Here is a 19502-nt window from a genome sequence, read left to right as displayed (position 1 = left end):
TGCGCTGAGACAGTTCTATTCTTCCCTGAATAAGCGTGGTGTGAGTATTTCCTTCGAAAGGCGGGGAAGAGAAGGATGCGGAAGGCGTTCCGGGCGGAAAACCGTGACATCGTTTTCTGAAGTAAGACTTATGACTTAGTTTTTCGGGATCAACTAACCAATCATAATTTATCATTTAACTAATAAGAAATAAATAGAATTTCACATAATTTTTTAAAAAGTATCTATTTTTAGAATTATTTGCTTAAAAATGTGAAAGCCCTTTGTTATTCTTGTATAACTTATCAACAATAGAATCAAGCATCTTGGCAAGAGATATGACAGAAAAACGCACTGCTCAAAGCAAGCAGTGCGTTTTCTTATAGATATTGCTTTATTCCGTTAAGGTTACTGTTGTTGACGTTGTACTGAAACACAGGTCTTCCGATCGTTCCGTACGCCATTTCTACATTCAGAACTTGTATATCTTCAAGAAACTTTAAGTATTTTCGTATGGATACTTGAGAGATTTCTGTGTGCTTTGCCAAGTCTTCTGTCGTAAAAGATTCATTTTCAAATGACTGGATACTGGACCAGATCAGCTTCAGCGTGCTTTTTGTCAGGCCTTTAGGAAGCTGCACTTTTTCTGTTGCTTCTTTCTTTTGAAAAAGCTCGGCGTCCAGTTCTTTTTGGCTCATGTTGCGATGGGTTGAATACACCTTTTGTTTTCGTCTGTAATCAGACAAAGCCGTTTGGAAACGTTCAAATTCAAACGGTTTGATTAAATAATCGACAGCTCCGTACCGAAGTGTTTTCTTGATTACGTCAAGCTCGCTGGCCGCTGAGATGACAATCACGTCAACCGCTTCATTTTGGGCTCTCAATTCCGTCAGCAGTTCCAGCCCGTTTTTTCCCGGCATATAAATATCAAGCAAAATGAGGTCGATATGGTGCTCGCCTAAAATATGCAGAGCGCTTTGAAAGGAAGAAGCGATGCCTTTCAGCTGAAAGCCATCTATTTGGCTTAAGTATCGTTTATTTAATTCACCCACCATGGGGTCATCTTCAACTATTAGTACATTAATCATGATTTTCCTCCTTCGGTTCGTACGGGATGCGAATACTGAATGTCGTTCCTTCATTCTTTTCGCTTGTGAGGATCATTTGGCCTTTTAAATTTTCGATGCTTTGCTGTGTGAAATAAAGGCCGAATCCCCGGTTTTTGCCCTTTGTTGAATAGCCTTGTTCAAATACTTTGGCTTGGTCTTCTTCAGACATGCCTGCTCCAGTATCGGTAATTTCAATATCAAGTATGCTGTTATGGAAGCGCATGGACATGGTGATTTGTTTTTTCGGCATATCGGCAACGGCGTCTAAGCCATTGTTGATGAGATTTCCGATGATTGTAATAAGTTCATGGATGACAGAAGGGTCTGCCGCGTTCGGGATGACACCGTTGCATTCAATATCAAGATTTGCGCCCTGCTCACGTATAAAGCTTTGCTTTCCGAGCAGAAAACCGGCCAGTACGGAGCTTTTGACATCATTTATAATTTCACTTGTTTCTGATTTTTGCTGTATGGCTATATCTTTAATATAATCTCCAAGATCATCATACTCTTTCAGCTGGACGAGACCTAATATCACATGCAGTTTGTTCATAAATTCATGAGACTGCGCTCTCAGTGCGTTTGCATACATTTTAACACCGGAAAGCTGTTCAGCTAAATGTTTTACCTCGGTCTTGTCGCGGAATGTTGCAATCGCTCCGACAGTTTGTCCTTTCAGCTGGATAGGAACTTCATTAAACACAAGCTCCAGCCCGTTAATGCGGACGTCTCTGTCTTGAAGAGGTTTTTTTGTCTCAATGACCTTTTTCAAGCGGCTTTTCGGCAAGATGTCATCTACATCCTGATCAATGGGATTTGTGTTGATGCCCATTTTGACGAATAGGCGTTTTGCTTCCGCGTTGGCAAGTTTAATTTTGCCATGTTCATCGACAGCGAGTATTCCTTCCTTCGTCGATTCCAGCATCGCGCTCCGTTCTTCAAGCAGAGTCGCAATTTCATAAGGTTCAAGTCCGTACATGATATTTTTCACTGTACGGGCGACGATAACGGCTCCGATCACACCGACGAAGATGCTGACGCAAATAATAAAGTAAAGCGGCCGTAAGCTATGGCTGATCACTTCATCAATTTCATTTACGGTGATACCGACCGCGACTGCACCGACCTGTTTTCCATTCTCTGCGTAGACAGGGACGAACGCTCTCTGCGATTTCCCGAGCGTGCCAGAGGCTGTGCTGATATGGACATGCCCTTTTAATACCTCGGACTCATCACCGCCCCTGAATTTTTTTCCGATTTTGCTCGGGTCAGGATGAGTTTTGCGGATACCGTTCATATCCATGACGACAACAAATTCCGTGCCGGTGATTTTCTGAACCCGCTTTGTGTAGCTCTGCAGTTCCTTTTGTTTTTTTCCGCTTTCTAAAGCAGCGGCTGTCATCGGCGCTTCAGCTACCATTTCAGCAGTCTGCAGCGCAGTGGCCTTTTCCTGATCTCTAATTCGTTTGGTGGTTTGGGCACCGACTGTAAAAAACGTAATAAGCAATGCGATTAATACAACGATACAAACAAATATGGTGAGTCTGGTTTGCAGTTTTAATGTTTTTTTCATATAAAACTTCCTTACGTTTTATGATTCCTGCGTACTACTTTACTCTCAAAATGCTGCTTTGTGAAGATTTGGGACCGTAATTCGTAAAAAGGAGAAAAAATGGAATAATTTATCTTGTCAATGTGTTTTAAGTCCTCCATAATAAATGAGGTAGATTATAGAAAGGGACTTTTTTATATGAAAAATACTTATTTGACAGGATATTTTCCGCTGATTGCGATCCTGCTTTTTAGTTCGTCCTTATCCATCTCAACTTCACTTTATGCGTTGAAGATGCTGTCTTCATTTGGAATGTATGATGGAATGCTCGATTATTTTTCAGAGAAAGGAATCAGGCTTGCGTTATTTGCTGCCTTTGCACTTTTATATTTTATGGTTCTGTCCGCTCTGAAATTAATTGCAAATACCGTGACCGAGCTGTCATTGCTGTTTTTTGCTAATGATCCGGAAGGGAACAACCTGAAAAAACTCAGAATGGGTTCCATGATTTATTTGGGCGGCGGGATTTTATCCTTTGTGCTTTTGCAAAATGTCATTTGGATTGTGATCTGGTTTGCGGTCGTCACGCTCGCTTACTTTGTGTTTACCGTGTACCGGATTTATTCGACGCTTTCTCTCATGTCATTAGTCGGATTCATTCTATTGGAACTGCTGTTTTGGTTTACCTTTGTTATCGGTATTCTGTTCATATTTATCAAGCTTTATAATAGCATAATGGCTAGCTTACCTGTGTAAGCTAGCCATTTCAGCGTTTGGTGGTCAGATTTGCGCTTCGTGCTCTGTACGCAATGAAACGGCGGTAGATTCTCAGGTTTCCGCCGTTTCACAACTTCAAAAGTTTTCAATCACGCTGAATAGATGACAAAATCCTAAAACGAAGCCGTTTTAGGATTTTGTCAACAATCTGTGATGGCTAGCGTCCTAGCCATTTTTTATTTACGGTAAAAATCTTTTTTTAATAGAAGGGGAGGGGAGCATACATTCATTTTTTTTGCCAAACCACTTATAGCGGTTTTTGGCAATGAAAGAATAGACCATATCTCTGACAGGCTTCGGCACTGCGAAAAAAAGGACGAAGAGCCGCCATGGGCCTCGCAGATGCCTGAAAACCTTAATGGCTGCAGTTGACTTTGTGTACACTTGGCCGTCTTCAATAAAGACAAAGCTGTCAAACCGATCAGTCGGAAGCCCGCTTTTTTTCAGCAGGCTCTGTCCTGTTTCCGACTGCAGCGATGTGAAAGAAATCAATCCGTCCGGATCACGTTTAATGATAAATTGCACGGCGCCATTGCATAAATTGCAGACACCGTCAAACAGCAAAACGCGATTTGGAATTTGTTCTGAAGTCACCCCATATCCCCTCCGATCCTTTAATAAGCAGCTTGCAGCGTTCCTTTCCAGATGGAAAGCTGAGGGCTGATGCTGTGAAGATATTCAACGCTGGTCGGTGTATCCTTTCCGACCCAGACACCCATTGTATACGTATCAGTCAGGCCGACAAACCACATATCGTGATAATCATTTGATGTTCCGGTTTTACCGCCGATGTAAGGCGCATTGAAATATGCTTTTTTCCCTGTTCCGCTTTTCACAACGGAAGACATCAGTTTTTTCAGCTGCATGTTCGTGCGGACGCTGAATATTTGAGTCGCTTTATCATTCCATTTATAAAGTGTTTCTCCTTTAAGGTCTGTCACCTTTGTAATCGCATGGCTCGGCGTATAGCTTCCGCTGTTGCCGAATGTCGTATAAGCCTTTGTCATCTCAAGAGGCGTCATGCCGTTTGTAAATCCGCCAAGCGCCGCCGGAAGAAGATAGTCACTGTCGACAAGTTTGGCAAAATGATACGGCTCAATATAACTGAATGCCTTTTGGATGCCGACGCGGTCGAGCATTCTAATAGCCGGTGTATTATATGAATTTTTAAACGCCGTATCAAGCGTCACTGTGCCGTAAGTGCGGTTATTGTAGTTTTGCGGACAGTAGTCTTTGCTGCAAAACTTGCTGGCATCAATGGTGCTGCTTGTTGTCGCGCCGGTCTGTTCAATATAAGGGCCGTAATCAAGAAGCGGCTTAATGGATGAACCCGGCTGCCTGTACGCCTGGTAGGCGCGGTTAAAGTCATATTTTTGATAGTTTTTCCCGCCGGATAGAGCGATGATTTGATGCGTCTGGTGATTAATCACAGCCGCTCCGCCCTGTACGTCCGCATACGGGAGCTTGGAATTCATTTGTGCCACAACTTGATTTTGCATATACGGATCAAGTGCAGTATAAATTTTCACACCGTCTTTCATCAGCGTGCTGACTCTTGCGGACAGCTCGTTTTCGATCTTTTCTTTTTGTTTTCCTGATGCTTTTTGAAGGCGTTTATCAAAGCCTTCTGATTCAGACACCAGCTGAGTGAATTCATCATTGACGTAGGAAACGTAGTCAGGATATTTGTCTTCTCTTTTTTCAACATCCAGTTTGATTTTTTGTTTTACGGCTTTTTTCAGCTCTTTGTCCGTAATGACCCCGGCATCTTTTAGCCCTTTAAGCAAACGTTCTTGACGGCTTTTCGTGTAGTCAAAATGCTTGAGAGGATCATATAATGTAGGGTTATTAGGTATAGCACAGATAAAAGCCATTTCTCCCACTGTGAGAGATTTCAGCGGTTTGCTGAAATAGAATTCAGCCGCTGAACCGACGCCATAAACACCATTGTTAAAATAAATGGTATTTAAGTAAGCTTCAAGAATTTCATTTTTCGTATATTTTTTCTCCAGCTGATAGGAATACGCGAGCTCTGTCAGCTTGCGGCTGAAGGAGCGTTCGTGGCTCAAATATAAGTTTCTTGAAAGCTGCTGTGTGATGGTGCTGGCACCCTGGTCAATTTTCTTGTCTTTTACGTTAGAAGCAGTAGCCCGCACCATTCCCATAAAGTCAAAGCCTTTATGCTCGTAAAAATGGCGGTCCTCAGATGTTAAGAAAATCTGTTTGACTTCCTCGGGAATCTTGTTAAATGGAACGAGCACACGGTTTTCGTGGTCGCTGACGATTTCCGAGACAAGGGAGCCGTCCCTGTCATACATGTAGCTGTTCTGAACAAGGCTGATATCTTTCAGATTAATATTTTTATCAAGCACCTGATCCAGGGACTTCATTTGTTTTACTTCTTTTCCGGAAGCGATAACTGTAAATGCAAACAATGGGATTATGCAAAGGAGCAAAATCCATCCGATTATTTTTCGTAACATGGTCACTCTCTTTTCTCCTAAATTCTAGCCATATCGTACCATTCTTTTGAGATTACGAGAAGGTTAAATTTAGAAGATTCCTCAGTTTTTTCTCGGAATCAGCTTGCTTTGGCATAAGAATCTTTCCGAAGTTTCTGCATGATCCAAAGCATGCAGGCGCCGGCGAAAAAGAGAAACGCTGTGACGTAAAAGGTGGCCGAAATGGTAAAGTGGCTCGATATGATTCCGCCGAGCAGAGGCCCGAGCACGTTTCCTAAAAAGCGAAAGCTGACATTGTAGCCGAGAACTTCACCTTGAATGCTGCCGGGAGCCTGAACGCGGATCGCTGCCGTAATGCATGGCAGCAAACCGCCCATCGCCATTCCGAATAAAAATCTGAAAACAAGGAGCACGCTGAGTGAGGACACGAGCGCCTGCGGAATAAAAAAGAAAGAGGCGGCGAGCAAAAGTCCGATTAAAATGCGGCGGTGGCCGTAGCGGTCGCCCAGATCACCCCATTTTCTAGCCAGCAGCAAACTTCCGAGCCCCGTTGCTGAAAATGCCATGCCGGAGAAAAAGGCAAGATTGACAGGTCCGTGCAGCTCATTTACATATAAAGCGAGCAGGGGCTGGATACTGAAATTGCCTGTTTGAATCAGCATGGTTAACAGCATCATGACCCACAGCGCCGGATGGTGAAAAATATAGGAGAGCACTTCTTTTCTCGAGTAAGACGTACGTTTGGCTGTTTTCTCTGCAAGAGGCTTTTCTTTGACACCAAATAACACGAGAAGAACAGACGAGAAAATCACAAAGGATGTGATAAAAAAGGTATACGTAAAGCCGAAACGATCAGCAAGCATGCCTCCCAAAAGCGGGCCGAACAAGCTTCCGGACACTTGCCCCATTTGCAGCGTGCCGAGTGTTTTGCCAGCTGAGCTCTTCGGAGTCTGTGCCGAAATCATCGCAAGAGATGTCGGGATGAATCCGGTTACAAGACCCATTGCCATACGCAGAAAAAACAATTGGTACACCGATGTAACAAAGCCCATGAAGAAAATGCTGAGGGCAATGCCTGTTCCGGTTGCCATAAGGATTTTCTTGTATCCGCGTTTGTCTCCGAACCGTCCCCAAAACGGGGATACCAAAAACGCCATGAGAAATGTAATGCCGAACACATAGCCGCTCCACCTTTGCACAAAGCCGTTTGAAAAAGAGCTGAGCGTCTCAATGTATAAGGAGAGAAAAGGAACGATCATCGTTGTGCTAGCGGAGACAAAAAAGTTCGCCAGCCACACAATGACAAAGTTTTTCTTACGGATAGAAATAACATCACCTTCTTATTATTTCGGGTTCCTTACTAATTATAAAGAAACGATTCACAATTTAAAAGAAACGAAGCGGCTGGGAAAATTCATTATTTTTAGAAAATGAAGAAATGTCGAGAAGGGGAATTGATATACTATAAAGATAGCATTTTCTGATCGGAGGAAAGGCAGGTGTAAAAAGGTGACGACAAACAGCTTACTCATTATTGATTTCGAATTTACAATGCCTGATGGAAAGTACAGTCCTCAAAACTTCTTCCCGGAAATCATTGAAGCCGGAATTGTAAAGTCGATTGATGATGAAGTGGTTGAGACGTTTTCTAGCTATGTTAGACCGAAAAAGTTCCCGAAGCTTACGAAACGATGCAAATCATTTTTAAAAATAACCCAAAAACAGGTAGACGAAGGAATGAGATTCGAGGATTTCATCCGTAAACTAAACGAGCTGGATCCTGAGAAAAACAGCACAATTATTACGTGGGGAAACATGGATATGAAAGTGCTGAAGCAAAACTGTATGTTTAACCATATCCCTTTCCCGTTTAAGGGAGAAATGAGAGATTTATCGCTTGAATACAAAAACTTTTTTGGAGACCGGACATTGACGGGTTTATGGAAAGCTGCCGAAGAGTATGGAGATTCCGGAACCGGCACCCATCATAAAGCGCTTGATGATGCCCTTACAGCATATAAACTTTTTAAGCTTGTTGAGCAGGATAAGCAGTATCTCGAAAAGCCAAAACCGCCCACAATCGGCGAAAGAATCGATTTAACCGAACTGTTGAAGCGCGCGACGTGAAAAACCCAATTTATGGCAGGTTAAAATATTCTTTTTCTAAAATGTCCAGATTATGAAGGGAGCGCTTTGCCCACTCCGAACCATCCTCATTCAATTTGGCTCTCATCTGTGCTGTCGCCTCTCGCAGAGATTCGGTATAATCCGGCACTTCACCGTCATAAGGCTTCACCATATGGTGGGGGATATTGGTCTGTTCACCATGTGCGAGCGCTTTTCTCTCATGAAAAAATGGCACATCCGCCTGTTTTGGATGATGAAGGTCTCCCTGAGCGGGATGGGTAAGAACCGCTTTCACTTTCACTAAATAATGCTGCGGCCTGCAAGCCGTGATTTCTCCTATGTATACACCTGTTTTGTAAAATCCTTTAACGATAGAGCCTGTCTCAAACGTGCTCATCTGTCATCACCTCGCATTTATTCTATTAAAGTTCCAATCGATTTGCTAGTGAGGAAGATCAGCGGGAAGCTTAATGGTCACCGTAGTGCCTTTTTGGAAGCTGCTGTTAAATGAAATGGTCCCGTGATGATGTTCAATAATGGAAAAGGTTACGGTGAGGCCGAGTCCCGTTCCGTTCGTTTTTAAGGAATAATAAGGTTCGCCGAGTTTTTGCATTTGATGGTCTGTCATCCCGACCCCATTGTCTGTGATGTTAATCATGATCGTATGGCCGTTTCTTTTGGCTGATATGTGGATCATCCCCTTCCCGTGAGGAACCGCTTCAATACTGTTTTTCATCAGGTTGATGACAGCCTGCTTCAGCTTTGTTGCGTCTCCGTATATCAAAAGGTCCGGTTCTGTTTCAGCCTCGACGGTTACTGACTTGTAATTGGCGTACGACACCATAAGGGAGCTTGTCTCTTTGATAAGGGCAGATAGGTCAAAAACCTCTTTTTCGTATAATTGCTGTTTGGCCATATCGAGATAGTTTGTGATAATGCCTTGCGCCCGGTCAAGCTCTGACAGTACAAGCTTTTTGTAATCTGCACTCGACTTGTTTTGTAAGGTTTCATCATTAAAAAGCAGCTGGACAAACCCGCGGACAACTGTCAGCGGATTCCTGACCTCATGAGCGACGCTCGCTGCCAGTTCACTCACAATCGTCATTTTTTCAGAATGGATAAGCTGTGAGCGCAGGGCGATATTTTCGGCGATGCTTTCGATAATATAGATGCTTAATAGAAGAACACTGGAGCGGAAAAGCCCTGAGACTGCCGCCTCGTAAACGAAAATTCCTGATTTTTGAAAATTTAAAATATTCAAGGCGGAAAGAATCCAGCTTGAGGCGAAAAATAGGAAAATCTCCACGCAGCTGATCAATAAAGACAGCAGCAGTTTTTTCGCTTTGGACATGAATGGCCATTTTTTCTGAAATAAGATTGGGATAATGATAAGAAAAGGCAGCAAAGTGAAAACAAACATTGCGGAAGGTTCGTAAAAAAGCAGTTCAAAACATAGGACAGATGCGGCGACTGTAAGTCCGGAAGCGGTACTAATGTAAAATAAACAAATGATAACGGGAATCATCTGAAGGCCGTATTGTATGTAGTCCATTTCATGAATCGGGAAAATAATGCATAAAACGGAGGCGCCGCAGGCGAAGAGCGTGACCAAACGGCTGTTTATTTTTGGCACAAGAATCGCAGGTTTTCCAAGCCAAAACACTTGGTAAAGAAGAATAGGAAACAAAATAAAGCAGATGTGCAGAAGATAGTCTTTTAGAATTTCCATTCGTGTGAAATCCTTTCGTATAAAATATGAATCTATTATAACACTAATTATTAGAAGTAAAATATAAAATTCCTTTATTAAGAACGCCTTTACAAATGAAGACGTAAAGGCGTTTAACAGCTATATTTACGATAATGCGGCTTTGATGCGGCGCAGGCCGTCCTGCAGGGTTGCAAGAGAGCATCCTGCGTTCAGGCGCATAAATCCTTCTCCGCCAGGCCCGTATTTCGTCCCGGGCTCTAAAATAACTTTTCCTTTTTTTAGCATTCTTTGCTGAAGCTCTGCATCGGACAAGCCGTAAGCGCTGAAGTCGAGCCAAATCAAGTATGATGCATCCGGCTTCATCATTTTGACCTTTGGCAGCTCGGTGCTCAAAAAGGCTTCCGCTTCGTTCATGTTTCTCTCAATGTAAGAGATCAATCCATCAAGCCACGGTCCCCCTTTTGAATACGCGGCTTCGATTGCAGTGACGGCAAACGCGTTCAGTCCGCCTAAACCATTGCGCTGAAGGCTTGCGGAAAACTTGGCGCGCTTCAGGCGATCCGGAATAATGATTGCTGAAGCCTGCAATCCGGCGATATTAAATGTTTTGCTTGGAGCAGCACATGTCACAGAAATATCAGCGAAATCGTCAGAGAGCGAAGCGAACGGCGTGTGTATGTGTCCGTACAGCATTAAATCAGAATGGATTTCATCCGATACAACTGTGACGCCATGCTCAAGGCACAATTCGCCTAGCTTCAGTAAGTCTTCCCGGCCCCATGAACGCCCAGAAGGGTTATGAGGATTGCATAAAATAAACAATGTAACACTTGGGTCACTAAGCTTCGTCTCCAAATCTTCAAAATCCATTGCATATGCGCCGTCTTTTTCTAGCAGCGGATTATGTAAAATGTGCCGGCCGTTTTTCTCCACCATATGGTAAAAAGGCGTATAAATTGGAGGCTGAACAACTACTTGATCGCCCGGCTCCGTAAAAGCTTGTACCGCCATGCTCAAAGCCGTTACAACGCCGGGGCTGAATGTGATGCTTTCCGGATTCACCTTCCAGCCGTGCCTGTTTTGCATCCATCCGCACACAGCATCCCTCGTTTTTTGATCTGGAGTTGTATAACCAAAAATACCGTGGTCAAGACGCTCTTTTAAAGCTTCAGTTATCGCTTCTGGCGCGCGAAAATCCATATCCGCCACCCACATCGGGAGTGCGTCTGTCACGCCAAATAATTCGCCTGTTTTGTCCCATTTGACCGATTGGGTGCCAAGGCGTTCTTCTCGTTTATCAAAGTTCATTCTGTTACCCCCTCATGTATGTTTATTCTTCTAAGCTTCACTATGATAAGATAGAACTGCAAATTTTATTATAAGCGGTGATGAATATGGAAGAAAGTCAAGCGGTCAGGGAAATGATTAAGATCATTGCCAAATGGGACCCGTTTAAATATGGAGAAGAGTTTTACGAAACGGAGGCTGTTGATGTCGTGCAGGCAGTCTATGATGAAGACGATCCCGACGTGCTGGCGAAAAGCATTCAGCAAATATTTGAAACTTCTTTTGAACAAACGCTGCCGATCGCCAGCTGCCGGGAAGTGGCTGGCCAGCTTTTATTCATTAAAAACAGCAGCTCCTGCACGCCTTAAAAAAACCGGTTCAGCACCGGTTTTTTTAATTGATAAAATCAGCAATGTGTTCAGAAACAAGTTCAGGCCGTTCTTCAGGCACCAGATGTCCGGTCTGGCCAAGTGAGTACAGCACGGAATTAGGCAAATCTGCGTGCAGCCGTTTACCGATCTCCATTGGGACAATTCGATCCTCCTCGCCCCAAATCAATAGAGCAGGCTTGTTCATTTTCTTCAATTGCTCGGGTTCTAAATCTCCTTCTCTGTGGCGGATAAACCTTGTCATGGCTTTGAAAATCTGCTCGTCCTGAAACGGTCTGCCATAGCCGTCGATCATCTCCTCATCAATCAGCGATTTGTCATGCACCACATTTAATAAATTTTTCATCACGCCTTCTTTCGAGAGCCAGCGTTTGATGTAAAGATGAAAATACGGGATATGGGTCCCGAAAATGATCGTCGGGTGTGAACGTTTTAAATACCCTGAACTGCAAAGCAGCACAACCTTTGAAAAAAGCTCAGGTTTTTGGAGAGCAGCAGACAGCGATATCTGCCCGCCCATAGAATGCCCGACAAGCACAGCCTGTTTCACTTGCAAGTGCTCCAAAATCCCAATGACAAGCTTAGCAAGGTTTTGATAGGTATAGATAAACGTTCTTGATTTTTCAGATTGGCCGAAAGGAGGCAAATCAAGCGCGATGATGTCGTACTTGTCCCGAAGGAGAGGGATTACTTTTCTGAAGCTGAATGCAGATGATAAAAAACCGTGTACGCAGACCAGCGTTTGCCTGCCGGGATTTTGATAATGTTCGTAGTATACATTGACTCCATCGACCGTAAACCGCCTTATTGGTGAAACCGCCTCCATTCTGTGTCACTCCCTTTTTTTGATGGTTGTATTATGCCCTGAAATTGTAAATTCTAGCGGAAGTTTCTCCTCGTTTTTTCTTAGCATTCGTCAAAAAACGTGATATAATGTCATGAGATTTCTTGACATTGCAAAGGTGTGAATCAAATGAAATTGACAGAAAAAGAAACAGAAATATTAGAAATTTTAGACGAAAACAGCCGCGCCGATTTAGAAACAATCGCAAAGATGGCGGGCATCCCTGTAAATGAAGTAAAAACAATTATTGACAAACTGGAGAAAGAAAAGGTTATTATCGATTATTCCGCTATGATTGATTGGCGAAAAGTAGACGGACATGAGGGCGTTACGGCCATGATCGACGTCAAAGTAACGCCGAAGCGGGGCGTCGGTTTTGATGAAGTGGCGGAACGGATTTACCGATTCCAAGAGGTTGAATCAGTTTACCTGATGTCAGGCGTATACGATTTGTCTGTCGTGATTCGCGGCAATTCGATGTCTGACGTAGCGCGTTTTGTTTCGGATAAACTGTCAACGCTTGATTCAGTTGTATCTACGACAACCCATTTTATCCTGAAAAAATACAAGCATGACGGCAAAGTGTTTGAAACAGGAGACGACGACAAAAGAATCGTGGTGTCACCGTAAATGACTTCGTATTTATCAGACTATGTACAACAAATAAAACCATCCGGCATCCGCAAATTCTTTGATTTGGCGGCAACGATGGAAGGCGTCATTTCTTTAGGCGTCGGCGAGCCTGATTTTGTTACCGCGTGGAATGTCCGCGAAGCAAGCATTCTCTCTCTTGAACAAGGATATACGTCATACACGGCCAATGCGGGTTTATACTCATTGCGGGAGGAAATCAGCCGTTATTTGAGCAACAGGTTTGATCTTAGCTACTCGCCAGATAATGAGCTGATTGTGACAGTGGGGGCAAGTCAGGCTTTGGATATTGCGATCCGCGCCATTGTGAATCCAGGTGAGGAAGTCATCATTCCTGAGCCGTGTTTTGTGGCGTATGATGCGCTTGTTTCTTTGGCAGGCGGTATCCCGGTTCACGTTCATACAACGGCAGACAAAGGATTTAAAGCAACGGCTGCTGATTTTGAAGCGGCAGTCACTGAAAAAACAAAGGCCATTCTCATCTGCTCACCATCGAATCCGACAGGTTCGGTTTATTCGAAGGAAGAGCTGAATGAGATTGCTGAGTTTGCCAAAAAACATGATGTCATCGTCTTAGCCGACGAGATCTACGCGGAGCTGACATATGATGAGGAATTTACAAGTATAGCGGCATTACCGGGAATGAAGGAACGGACGGTAGTCATCTCAGGCTTTTCAAAAGCATTTGCAATGACGGGCTGGAGGCTCGGTTTTGCCGCGGCACCATCCTTGCTTCGGGATGCCATGCTTAAAATTCATCAATATGCGATGATGTGTGCGCCCGCAATGGCGCAGTTTGCCGCCCTTGAAGGCCTGAAGAACGGCATGGAAGACGTAGAAAAAATGAAAAAAAGCTATCGAAGAAGACGGAATCTGTTTGTAGAATCGCTCAATGAAATCGGTCTCAGCTGTCATCATCCGGGCGGCGCTTTCTATGCTTTTCCATCAATTAAAAGCACGGGGATGAGTTCAGAACAGTTTGCCGAGGAGCTTCTTACGCAGGAAAAAGTGGCAGTTGTTCCTGGAAGTGTGTTTGGTCCGAGCGGTGAGGGATATATCCGTTGTTCATACGCAACCTCGATTGAACAGCTTCAAGAAGCGTTAGTCAGAATGAAACGCTTCCTGCACAAAACAACATAAAAAAAGATACGAACCTTTTGTTCGCATCCAATAAAAGGGGGGAATACTAGAAAGCCTTTGGTATTTTCAGTTTACCCCCTTTTTGCTGTGCATAAACCTGATTTTTTTATGAAAAAGTTTTCTTTGCGGAAATAAGACATGTGTGATATAATTTTAAATTGCGTATAAACAGATATTTAATTTAACTTAGGAGTTGTTATGAATGGCAGCAAAATTTGAAGTGGGCAGTGTTTACACTGGTAAAGTTACAGGATTACAAGCGTATGGTGCGTTTGTTGCATTAGATGAAGAAACTCAAGGTTTAGTACACATTTCTGAAGTGACTCACGGTTTCGTAAAAGATATCAACGAGCACCTTTCAGTTGGCGACGAAGTACAAGTAAAAGTACTTGCTGTTGATGAAGAAAAAGGCAAAATCAGCCTTTCAATTCGTGCGACACAAGCTGCGCCTGAGAAAAAAGAAAGCAAACCAAGAAAACCTAAAGCTGCTCAAGTAAGCGAAGAAGCTTCTACACCACAAGGTTTCAACACATTAAAAGATAAGCTTGAAGAGTGGATCGAAATGTCCAACCGCAAAGACCTTATCAAAAAATAAGCATGAAAAAAAGCACCGGACAGGAATGTTCGGTGCTTTTGATTTAATACAAAATCCTATTTCAGCGTGATTGATATCCTATCGCATTTCAGGATTTGCTGCTTCTTCACGTGATCTTTCCTCGTTTGGCTTAAATAGCAGACCGAGGTTGATTAAGCCGGCGATTCCGACAAGTCCGTAAATGATTCGGGAAAGAGCTGACCCTTGGCCGCCGAAGATAGCCGCTACTAAGTCAAATTGGAAAAATCCGATCAGTCCCCAGTTAATGGCGCCAATGATGGTTAATACAAGACAAATTCTTTGAATGGTACTCATGTTTTGCAACCTCCTCCATGAATTATTAAAACAGTTATAGATTGTGACATATTGGAGAATCTATACATGCATTCTCCATATGAGGGAAGCTGGCCTGCCCTCGCTTATATCAGCTTCTTTCCCAGCATCTTGCAAAATAAAACCATCTGGTATGCTGACCGGTGAGAGCTGATTGCTTTACATGTGGTGAGGACATTCTGCATAATAAAAAATCTAAGGAGGAGATGTCATGCAAAACTTTACATACTGGAATCCGACCAAATTAATTTTCGGGCGCGGCGAAGTGGAAAGACTTCCGGAGGAACTCAAACCTTACGGAAAAAACGTATTGCTTGTGTACGGAGGCGGCAGCATTAAACGCAGCGGCCTGTATGATCAAGTGATTGAACAGCTGAATAAAGCCGGAGCGACCGTGCATGAATTAGCAGGTGTGGAACCGAATCCTCGTGTGTCAACTGTTAATAGAGGTGTTGCCATCTGTAAAGAACAAAACATTGATTTCTTGCTGGCTGTCGGAGGCGGAAGCGTAATCGACTGTACAAAAGCGATTGCCGCAGGAGCGAAGTATGATGGTGATGCGTGGGATATCGTTACGAAAAAGCATCAGCCAAAAGATGCTTTGCCATTCGGAACGGTATTGACTCTCGCTGCGACTGGTTCAGAAATGAACTCAGGATCTGTTATTACAAACTGGGAAACAAAAGAAAAATACGGCTGGGGCAGCCCGCTCGTATTCCCTAAATTCTCGATTCTTGATCCGGTGAATACATTTACCGTACCTAAAAACCACACGATCTACGGGATGGTTGACATGATGAGCCACGTATTCGAACAATACTTCCATCATGTATCAAACACGCCGTATCAGGACCGCATGTGTGAATCACTTCTGCGTACAGTCATTGAAACAGCGCCTAAGCTGATTAATGATCTCGAAAATTACGAATTGCGTGAGACGATCCTGTACACAGGAACAATTGCATTAAACGGCATGCTTTCTATGGGTGCAAGAGGGGATTGGGCTACTCATAATATTGAACATGCAGTATCAGCCGTTTATGATATTCCGCATGCCGGCGGACTGGCAATTTTGTTCCCGAACTGGATGAGACACACATTGTCTGAAAACCCTGCCCGCATGAAACAGCTTGCAGTTCGCGTGTTTGATGTTGAAGAAGCAGGTAAAACAGATGAAGAAATCGCACTTGAAGGTATCGATAAGCTGTCCGCATTCTGGACAAGCCTTGGCGCTCCGAACCGTCTTGCTGATTATGATATTAATGATGAGCAGCTTGACACAATTGCTGACAAGGCAATGGCTAACGGTACATTCGGCCAATTTAAATCACTCAACAAAGAAGATGTGCTGTCAATTTTGAAAGCATCACTATAAAAAAGGGGAAATAGCCGTTTGGCTGCTTCCCTTTTTCTTTTTGTCAACTTATGTTACAATGGAAAATCTGTTTTTCACCAGCATCATTTGGAGGTTTTACTATGGAAAATTTCACTTATTATAATCCGACAAAGCTGATTTTTGGAAAAGGTCAGCTTGAACAATTAACAAAAGAATTCAAACGATACGGCAAAAATGTACTGCTTGTTTACGGGGGCGGCAGCATTAAACGCAACGGCCTTTATGATCAAGTCACAGGCATTTTAAAAGAAGAGGGCGCTGTTGTTCATGAGCTGTCAGGTGTAGAGCCGAACCCGCGTCTTGCAACAGTGGAAAAAGGCATAGGCCTTTGCAGAGAGCATGACATTGATTTTCTGCTTGCTGTCGGCGGAGGCAGTGTGATTGACTGTACAAAGGCAATCGCAGCTGGCGTCAAATACGATGGCGACGCTTGGGATATTTTCAGCAAAAAAGTAACAGCGGAGGATGCGCTGCCGTTTGGCACTGTTTTAACGCTTGCTGCAACAGGCTCTGAAATGAACCCTGATTCCGTGATTACAAACTGGGAAACAAACGAGAAATTTGTATGGGGCAGCAATGTCACTCATCCGCGTTTCTCTATTTTAGACCCTGAAAATACGTTCACGGTTCCGGAAAATCAAACAGTATACGGCATGGTTGACATGATGAGCCACGTATTCGAACAATACTTCCATAATGTTGAAAATACGCCGCTTCAGGATAGAATGTGCTTTGCTGTTTTGCAGACGGTCATCGAAACAGCTCCTAAGCTTCTTGAAGATCTGGAAAACTACGAGCTTCGTGAAACGATTTTGTATGCTGGTACAATCGCTTTAAACGGCACGCTCCAAATGGGCTACTTTGGTGACTGGGCTTCTCATACAATGGAACACGCCGTTTCAGCTGTGTATGATATTCCGCACGCGGGCGGTTTGGCGATACTGTTCCCGAACTGGATGAGATATACTCTTGATACAAATGTAGGCCGCTTCAAAAACCTCATGCTCAACATGTTTGACATTGATACTGAAGGCAAAACAGATAAAGAAATTGCGCTTGAAGGAATCGATAAACTATCTGCGTTCTGGACAAGCCTCGGTGCGCCTTCTCGTCTTGCTGATTACAATATTGGAGAAGAAAAACTTGAGCTGATTGCTGATATCGCAGCCAAGGAAATGGAACACGGCGGCTTCGGCAACTTCCAAAAACTGAACAAAGATGACGTGCTTGCCATCCTTCGCGCGTCTCTATAAACTCAAAGGGCGGAATCCAGTCATTCCGCCCTTTCTTCTTGACTTGATTTCACAGATAAGTTCATATAAAGTGAAAGATGAAAACATTATACCGTTATGGAGGGACAAGCAATGACGCATGTACGCTTTGACTACTCAAAAGCGTTGACTTTCTTCAACGAACATGAACTTACATATCTGCGGGACTTTGTAAATACAGCACACCATAATATCCATGAAAAAACAGGCGCGGGCAGCGATTTTCTAGGCTGGGTGGACCTCCCTGAACATTATGATAAAGAAGAATTCGCGCGCATCAAAAAAAGCGCGGAAAAAATCAAATCTGACTCTGATGTCTTGCTTGTTGTCGGCATCGGCGGTTCTTATCTTGGAGCGCGGGCAGCGATTGAAGCGCTAAATCACGCGTTTTATAACACTTTGCCAAAAGCAAAACGCGGCAATCCGCAAGTCATTTTTATCGGGAACAACATCAGTTCATCTTATATGAGAGACGTCATGGATCTTCTTGAAGATGTTGACTTCTCTATTAATGTGATTTCTAAATCAGGTACAACAACTGAACCTGCAATCGCTTTCCGTATTTTCCGCAAGCTTCTTGAAGAGAAATACGGTAAAGAAGAAGCGAAAGCGCGGATTTATGCAACAACTGATAAAGAGCGCGGCGCATTAAAAACGCTTTCTAACGAAGAAGGCTTCGAATCATTTGTTATTCCTGACGATGTCGGCGGCCGTTATTCAGTTTTAACAGCTGTAGGTCTCTTGCCGATTGCTGTCAGTGGCGTCAACATTGATGACATGATGAAAGGCGCCCTGGATGCGAGCAAAGATTTTGCAACATCTGAACTGGAAGATAACCCAGCATACCAATATGCGGTTGTTCGCAATGTCCTTTATAATAAGGGCAAAACAATTGAAATGCTCATCAACTACGAACCGGCGCTTCAATACTTTGCGGAATGGTGGAAGCAGCTGTTCGGAGAAAGCGAAGGGAAAGATGAGAAGGGCATTTATCCTTCTTCAGCGAACTATTCAACAGACCTTCATTCTTTAGGCCAGTATGTACAAGAAGGCCGCAGAGATTTATTCGAAACGGTCCTGAACGTAGAGAAACCTAAACATGAACTGACAATTGAGGAAGCGGATAACGATCTTGACGGCTTGAACTATTTAGCCGGTAAAACTGTTGATTTCGTTAACAAAAAAGCATTCCAAGGTACAATGCTTGCCCATACAGACGGAAATGTTCCGAACTTAATCGTTAACATTCCTGAGCTGAATGCATATACTTTTGGATACCTTGTATATTTCTTCGAAAAAGCCTGCGCGATGAGCGGTTACCTCCTTGGCGTCAATCCGTTTGACCAGCCTGGTGTAGAAGCGTATAAAGTCAATATGTTTGCGTTACTCGGCAAACCTGGCTTTGAAGAGAAAAAAGCAGAGCTTGAAAAACGTCTGGAAGATTAATGTGAGAAAGCTGACTGGCATTTGCCGGTCGGCTTTTTATAAAATCAGAAAGGGTGCTGATGTTCATGAAACAATTGGTTAAACATCTCATCATTGCCGGTTTTTCTGCAGCTATTTTAAGTTTCCTTATCTCCTTTGATGCCGTGTATACAGAGTTTTCTTCAAGCTTTGGCGGCACGCTTTCACATTTTTTCATCCACGCCTTTCTTCTCATTGGTTTGCCGCTTGCCCTTTTTACCGATGCAGTACATCGGATTTTGCATTTAAAACGAACCCATACTCTTTTCACTAAATTAGGACTCTATGCAACGGTTGTTTATGTGTCTTGGGATTCAGCTGTATGGCTTGCAGCGGCAATGGCTGTTTACTTCTTAATTGAATGCGCTTTCTTTTCTGTTGGCCGCGCGAAAGAAACAACGATTTCCATGTAGGC

General features: G+C 43.5%; 21 protein-coding genes. 11 read left to right on the top strand and 10 right to left on the bottom strand.

The window, feature by feature from the left end; genetic code table 11:
- Positions 1-359: 359 nt before the first annotated feature.
- Together maeM and maeL are read right to left on the bottom strand one after the other, a co-directional pair.
- Entirely contained in the window at positions 360-1067 is a 708-nt protein-coding gene (gene maeM, locus NSQ12_RS16785; RefSeq protein ID WP_014477821.1) for a two-component system response regulator MaeM, read from the bottom strand.
- On the bottom strand, positions 1060-2661 hold the full coding sequence (maeL, locus tag NSQ12_RS16780) for a two-component system sensor histidine kinase MaeL (protein ID WP_003228835.1): 1602 nt from the start codon (positions 2659-2661) through the stop codon (positions 1060-1062). Before maeL ends, maeM begins: the two co-directional genes overlap by 8 nt.
- Positions 2662-2838: 177 nt before the next feature.
- Here maeL and NSQ12_RS16775 point away from each other — a divergent pair, with 177 nt between their 5' ends.
- Positions 2839-3396: a YufK family protein gene (locus tag NSQ12_RS16775; protein WP_003228837.1), complete on the top strand. Its 558-nt coding sequence runs from the start codon at positions 2839-2841 to the stop codon at positions 3394-3396.
- Positions 3397-3597: 201 nt separating this feature from the next.
- Here the strand turns inward: NSQ12_RS16775 and NSQ12_RS16770 are convergent, their stop codons facing one another.
- The 3 genes from NSQ12_RS16770 to NSQ12_RS16760 form a co-directional block, all read right to left on the bottom strand.
- Positions 3598-4011 carry a thiol-disulfide oxidoreductase DCC family protein gene (locus NSQ12_RS16770; protein ID WP_003228839.1) on the bottom strand — a complete coding sequence of 138 codons (414 nt, stop codon included), beginning with the start codon at positions 4009-4011 and terminating at the stop codon, positions 3598-3600.
- A gap of 20 nt (positions 4012-4031) precedes the next feature.
- Positions 4032-5906 (bottom strand): transglycosylase domain-containing protein, encoded by a 1875-nt coding sequence (locus tag NSQ12_RS16765; RefSeq protein ID WP_080287629.1) that lies wholly within the window; start codon positions 5904-5906, stop codon positions 4032-4034.
- Positions 5907-5998: 92 nt separating this feature from the next.
- Positions 5999-7177, bottom strand: coding sequence for a multidrug efflux MFS transporter (locus tag NSQ12_RS16760; protein ID WP_339175199.1), 1179 nt, complete (start codon positions 7175-7177; stop codon positions 5999-6001).
- On the opposite strand from NSQ12_RS16760, the gene NSQ12_RS16755 reads away from it, so the two are divergent.
- Both NSQ12_RS16755 and kapD read left to right on the top strand, forming a co-directional pair.
- Complete coding sequence (locus NSQ12_RS16755) at positions 7110-7313, top strand: hypothetical protein (protein ID WP_003243502.1); 204 nt, start codon at positions 7110-7112, stop codon at positions 7311-7313. The genes NSQ12_RS16760 and NSQ12_RS16755 overlap by 68 nt on opposite strands.
- A gap of 75 nt (positions 7314-7388) precedes the next feature.
- Positions 7389-8006 carry a 3'-5' exonuclease KapD gene (gene kapD, locus NSQ12_RS16750; RefSeq protein WP_003228846.1) on the top strand — a complete coding sequence of 206 codons (618 nt, stop codon included), beginning with the start codon at positions 7389-7391 and terminating at the stop codon, positions 8004-8006.
- Between the two features lie 10 nt (positions 8007-8016).
- Here the strand turns inward: kapD and kapB are convergent, their stop codons facing one another.
- The 3 genes from kapB to patB form a co-directional block, all read right to left on the bottom strand.
- On the bottom strand, positions 8017-8403 hold the full coding sequence (gene kapB, locus NSQ12_RS16745) for a kinase-associated lipoprotein KapB (protein ID WP_187956691.1): 387 nt from the start codon (positions 8401-8403) through the stop codon (positions 8017-8019).
- A 45-nt stretch (positions 8404-8448) separates the two neighbouring features.
- Positions 8449-9735 carry a sporulation sensor histidine kinase KinB gene (kinB, locus tag NSQ12_RS16740; RefSeq protein WP_339175195.1) on the bottom strand — a complete coding sequence of 429 codons (1287 nt, stop codon included), beginning with the start codon at positions 9733-9735 and terminating at the stop codon, positions 8449-8451.
- Between the two features lie 126 nt (positions 9736-9861).
- The gene (gene patB, locus NSQ12_RS16735) at positions 9862-11025 is read right to left on the bottom strand and encodes a cystathionine beta-lyase PatB (RefSeq protein WP_339175193.1); all 1164 of its coding nucleotides are present in this window, start codon (positions 11023-11025) and stop codon (positions 9862-9864) included.
- Positions 11026-11111: 86 nt separating this feature from the next.
- Between patB and NSQ12_RS16730 the strand changes: the two genes are divergently transcribed.
- On the top strand, positions 11112-11372 hold the full coding sequence (locus tag NSQ12_RS16730; protein WP_032722422.1) for a YugE family protein: 261 nt from the start codon (positions 11112-11114) through the stop codon (positions 11370-11372).
- Positions 11373-11397: 25 nt separating this feature from the next.
- Here the strand turns inward: NSQ12_RS16730 and NSQ12_RS16725 are convergent, their stop codons facing one another.
- Positions 11398-12219: an alpha/beta hydrolase gene (locus NSQ12_RS16725; RefSeq protein ID WP_014480683.1), complete on the bottom strand. Its 822-nt coding sequence runs from the start codon at positions 12217-12219 to the stop codon at positions 11398-11400.
- A 147-nt stretch (positions 12220-12366) separates the two neighbouring features.
- On the opposite strand from NSQ12_RS16725, the gene NSQ12_RS16720 reads away from it, so the two are divergent.
- From NSQ12_RS16720 to yugI, 3 genes are all read left to right on the top strand, one after another.
- On the top strand, positions 12367-12867 hold the full coding sequence (locus NSQ12_RS16720) for an Lrp/AsnC family transcriptional regulator (protein WP_009968070.1): 501 nt from the start codon (positions 12367-12369) through the stop codon (positions 12865-12867).
- On the top strand, positions 12868-14028 hold the full coding sequence (locus NSQ12_RS16715; RefSeq protein WP_003228862.1) for an aminotransferase: 1161 nt from the start codon (positions 12868-12870) through the stop codon (positions 14026-14028). It abuts the gene before it with no gap.
- Between the two features lie 202 nt (positions 14029-14230).
- On the top strand, positions 14231-14623 hold the full coding sequence (yugI, locus tag NSQ12_RS16710) for a S1 domain-containing post-transcriptional regulator GSP13 (protein WP_003228864.1): 393 nt from the start codon (positions 14231-14233) through the stop codon (positions 14621-14623).
- Positions 14624-14701: 78 nt separating this feature from the next.
- Here yugI and NSQ12_RS16705 read toward each other — a convergent pair whose 3' ends face one another.
- The gene (locus tag NSQ12_RS16705) at positions 14702-14938 is read right to left on the bottom strand and encodes a DUF378 domain-containing protein (protein WP_003220771.1); all 237 of its coding nucleotides are present in this window, start codon (positions 14936-14938) and stop codon (positions 14702-14704) included.
- Positions 14939-15167: 229 nt separating this feature from the next.
- Here NSQ12_RS16705 and NSQ12_RS16700 point away from each other — a divergent pair, with 229 nt between their 5' ends.
- The 4 genes from NSQ12_RS16700 (at position 15168) to NSQ12_RS16685 (ending at position 19500) form a co-directional block, all read left to right on the top strand.
- The gene (locus NSQ12_RS16700; protein ID WP_017695513.1) at positions 15168-16331 is read left to right on the top strand and encodes an iron-containing alcohol dehydrogenase; all 1164 of its coding nucleotides are present in this window, start codon (positions 15168-15170) and stop codon (positions 16329-16331) included.
- Positions 16332-16432: 101 nt separating this feature from the next.
- Positions 16433-17605 (top strand): iron-containing alcohol dehydrogenase, encoded by a 1173-nt coding sequence (locus NSQ12_RS16695; protein WP_339175191.1) that lies wholly within the window; start codon positions 16433-16435, stop codon positions 17603-17605.
- Between the two features lie 111 nt (positions 17606-17716).
- Complete coding sequence (locus NSQ12_RS16690) at positions 17717-19069, top strand: glucose-6-phosphate isomerase (protein ID WP_339175189.1); 1353 nt, start codon at positions 17717-17719, stop codon at positions 19067-19069.
- Positions 19070-19128: 59 nt separating this feature from the next.
- The gene (locus NSQ12_RS16685) at positions 19129-19500 is read left to right on the top strand and encodes a hypothetical protein (RefSeq protein ID WP_015251349.1); all 372 of its coding nucleotides are present in this window, start codon (positions 19129-19131) and stop codon (positions 19498-19500) included.
- Positions 19501-19502: the final 2 nt, after the last annotated feature.

The sequence above is a fragment of the Bacillus sp. PS95 genome (assembly GCF_037963565.1).
GTDB classification, from domain to species: Bacteria; Bacillota; Bacilli; order Bacillales; family Bacillaceae; genus Bacillus; species Bacillus subtilis.
This window is presented reverse-complemented; position numbering and strand designations above follow the sequence as displayed.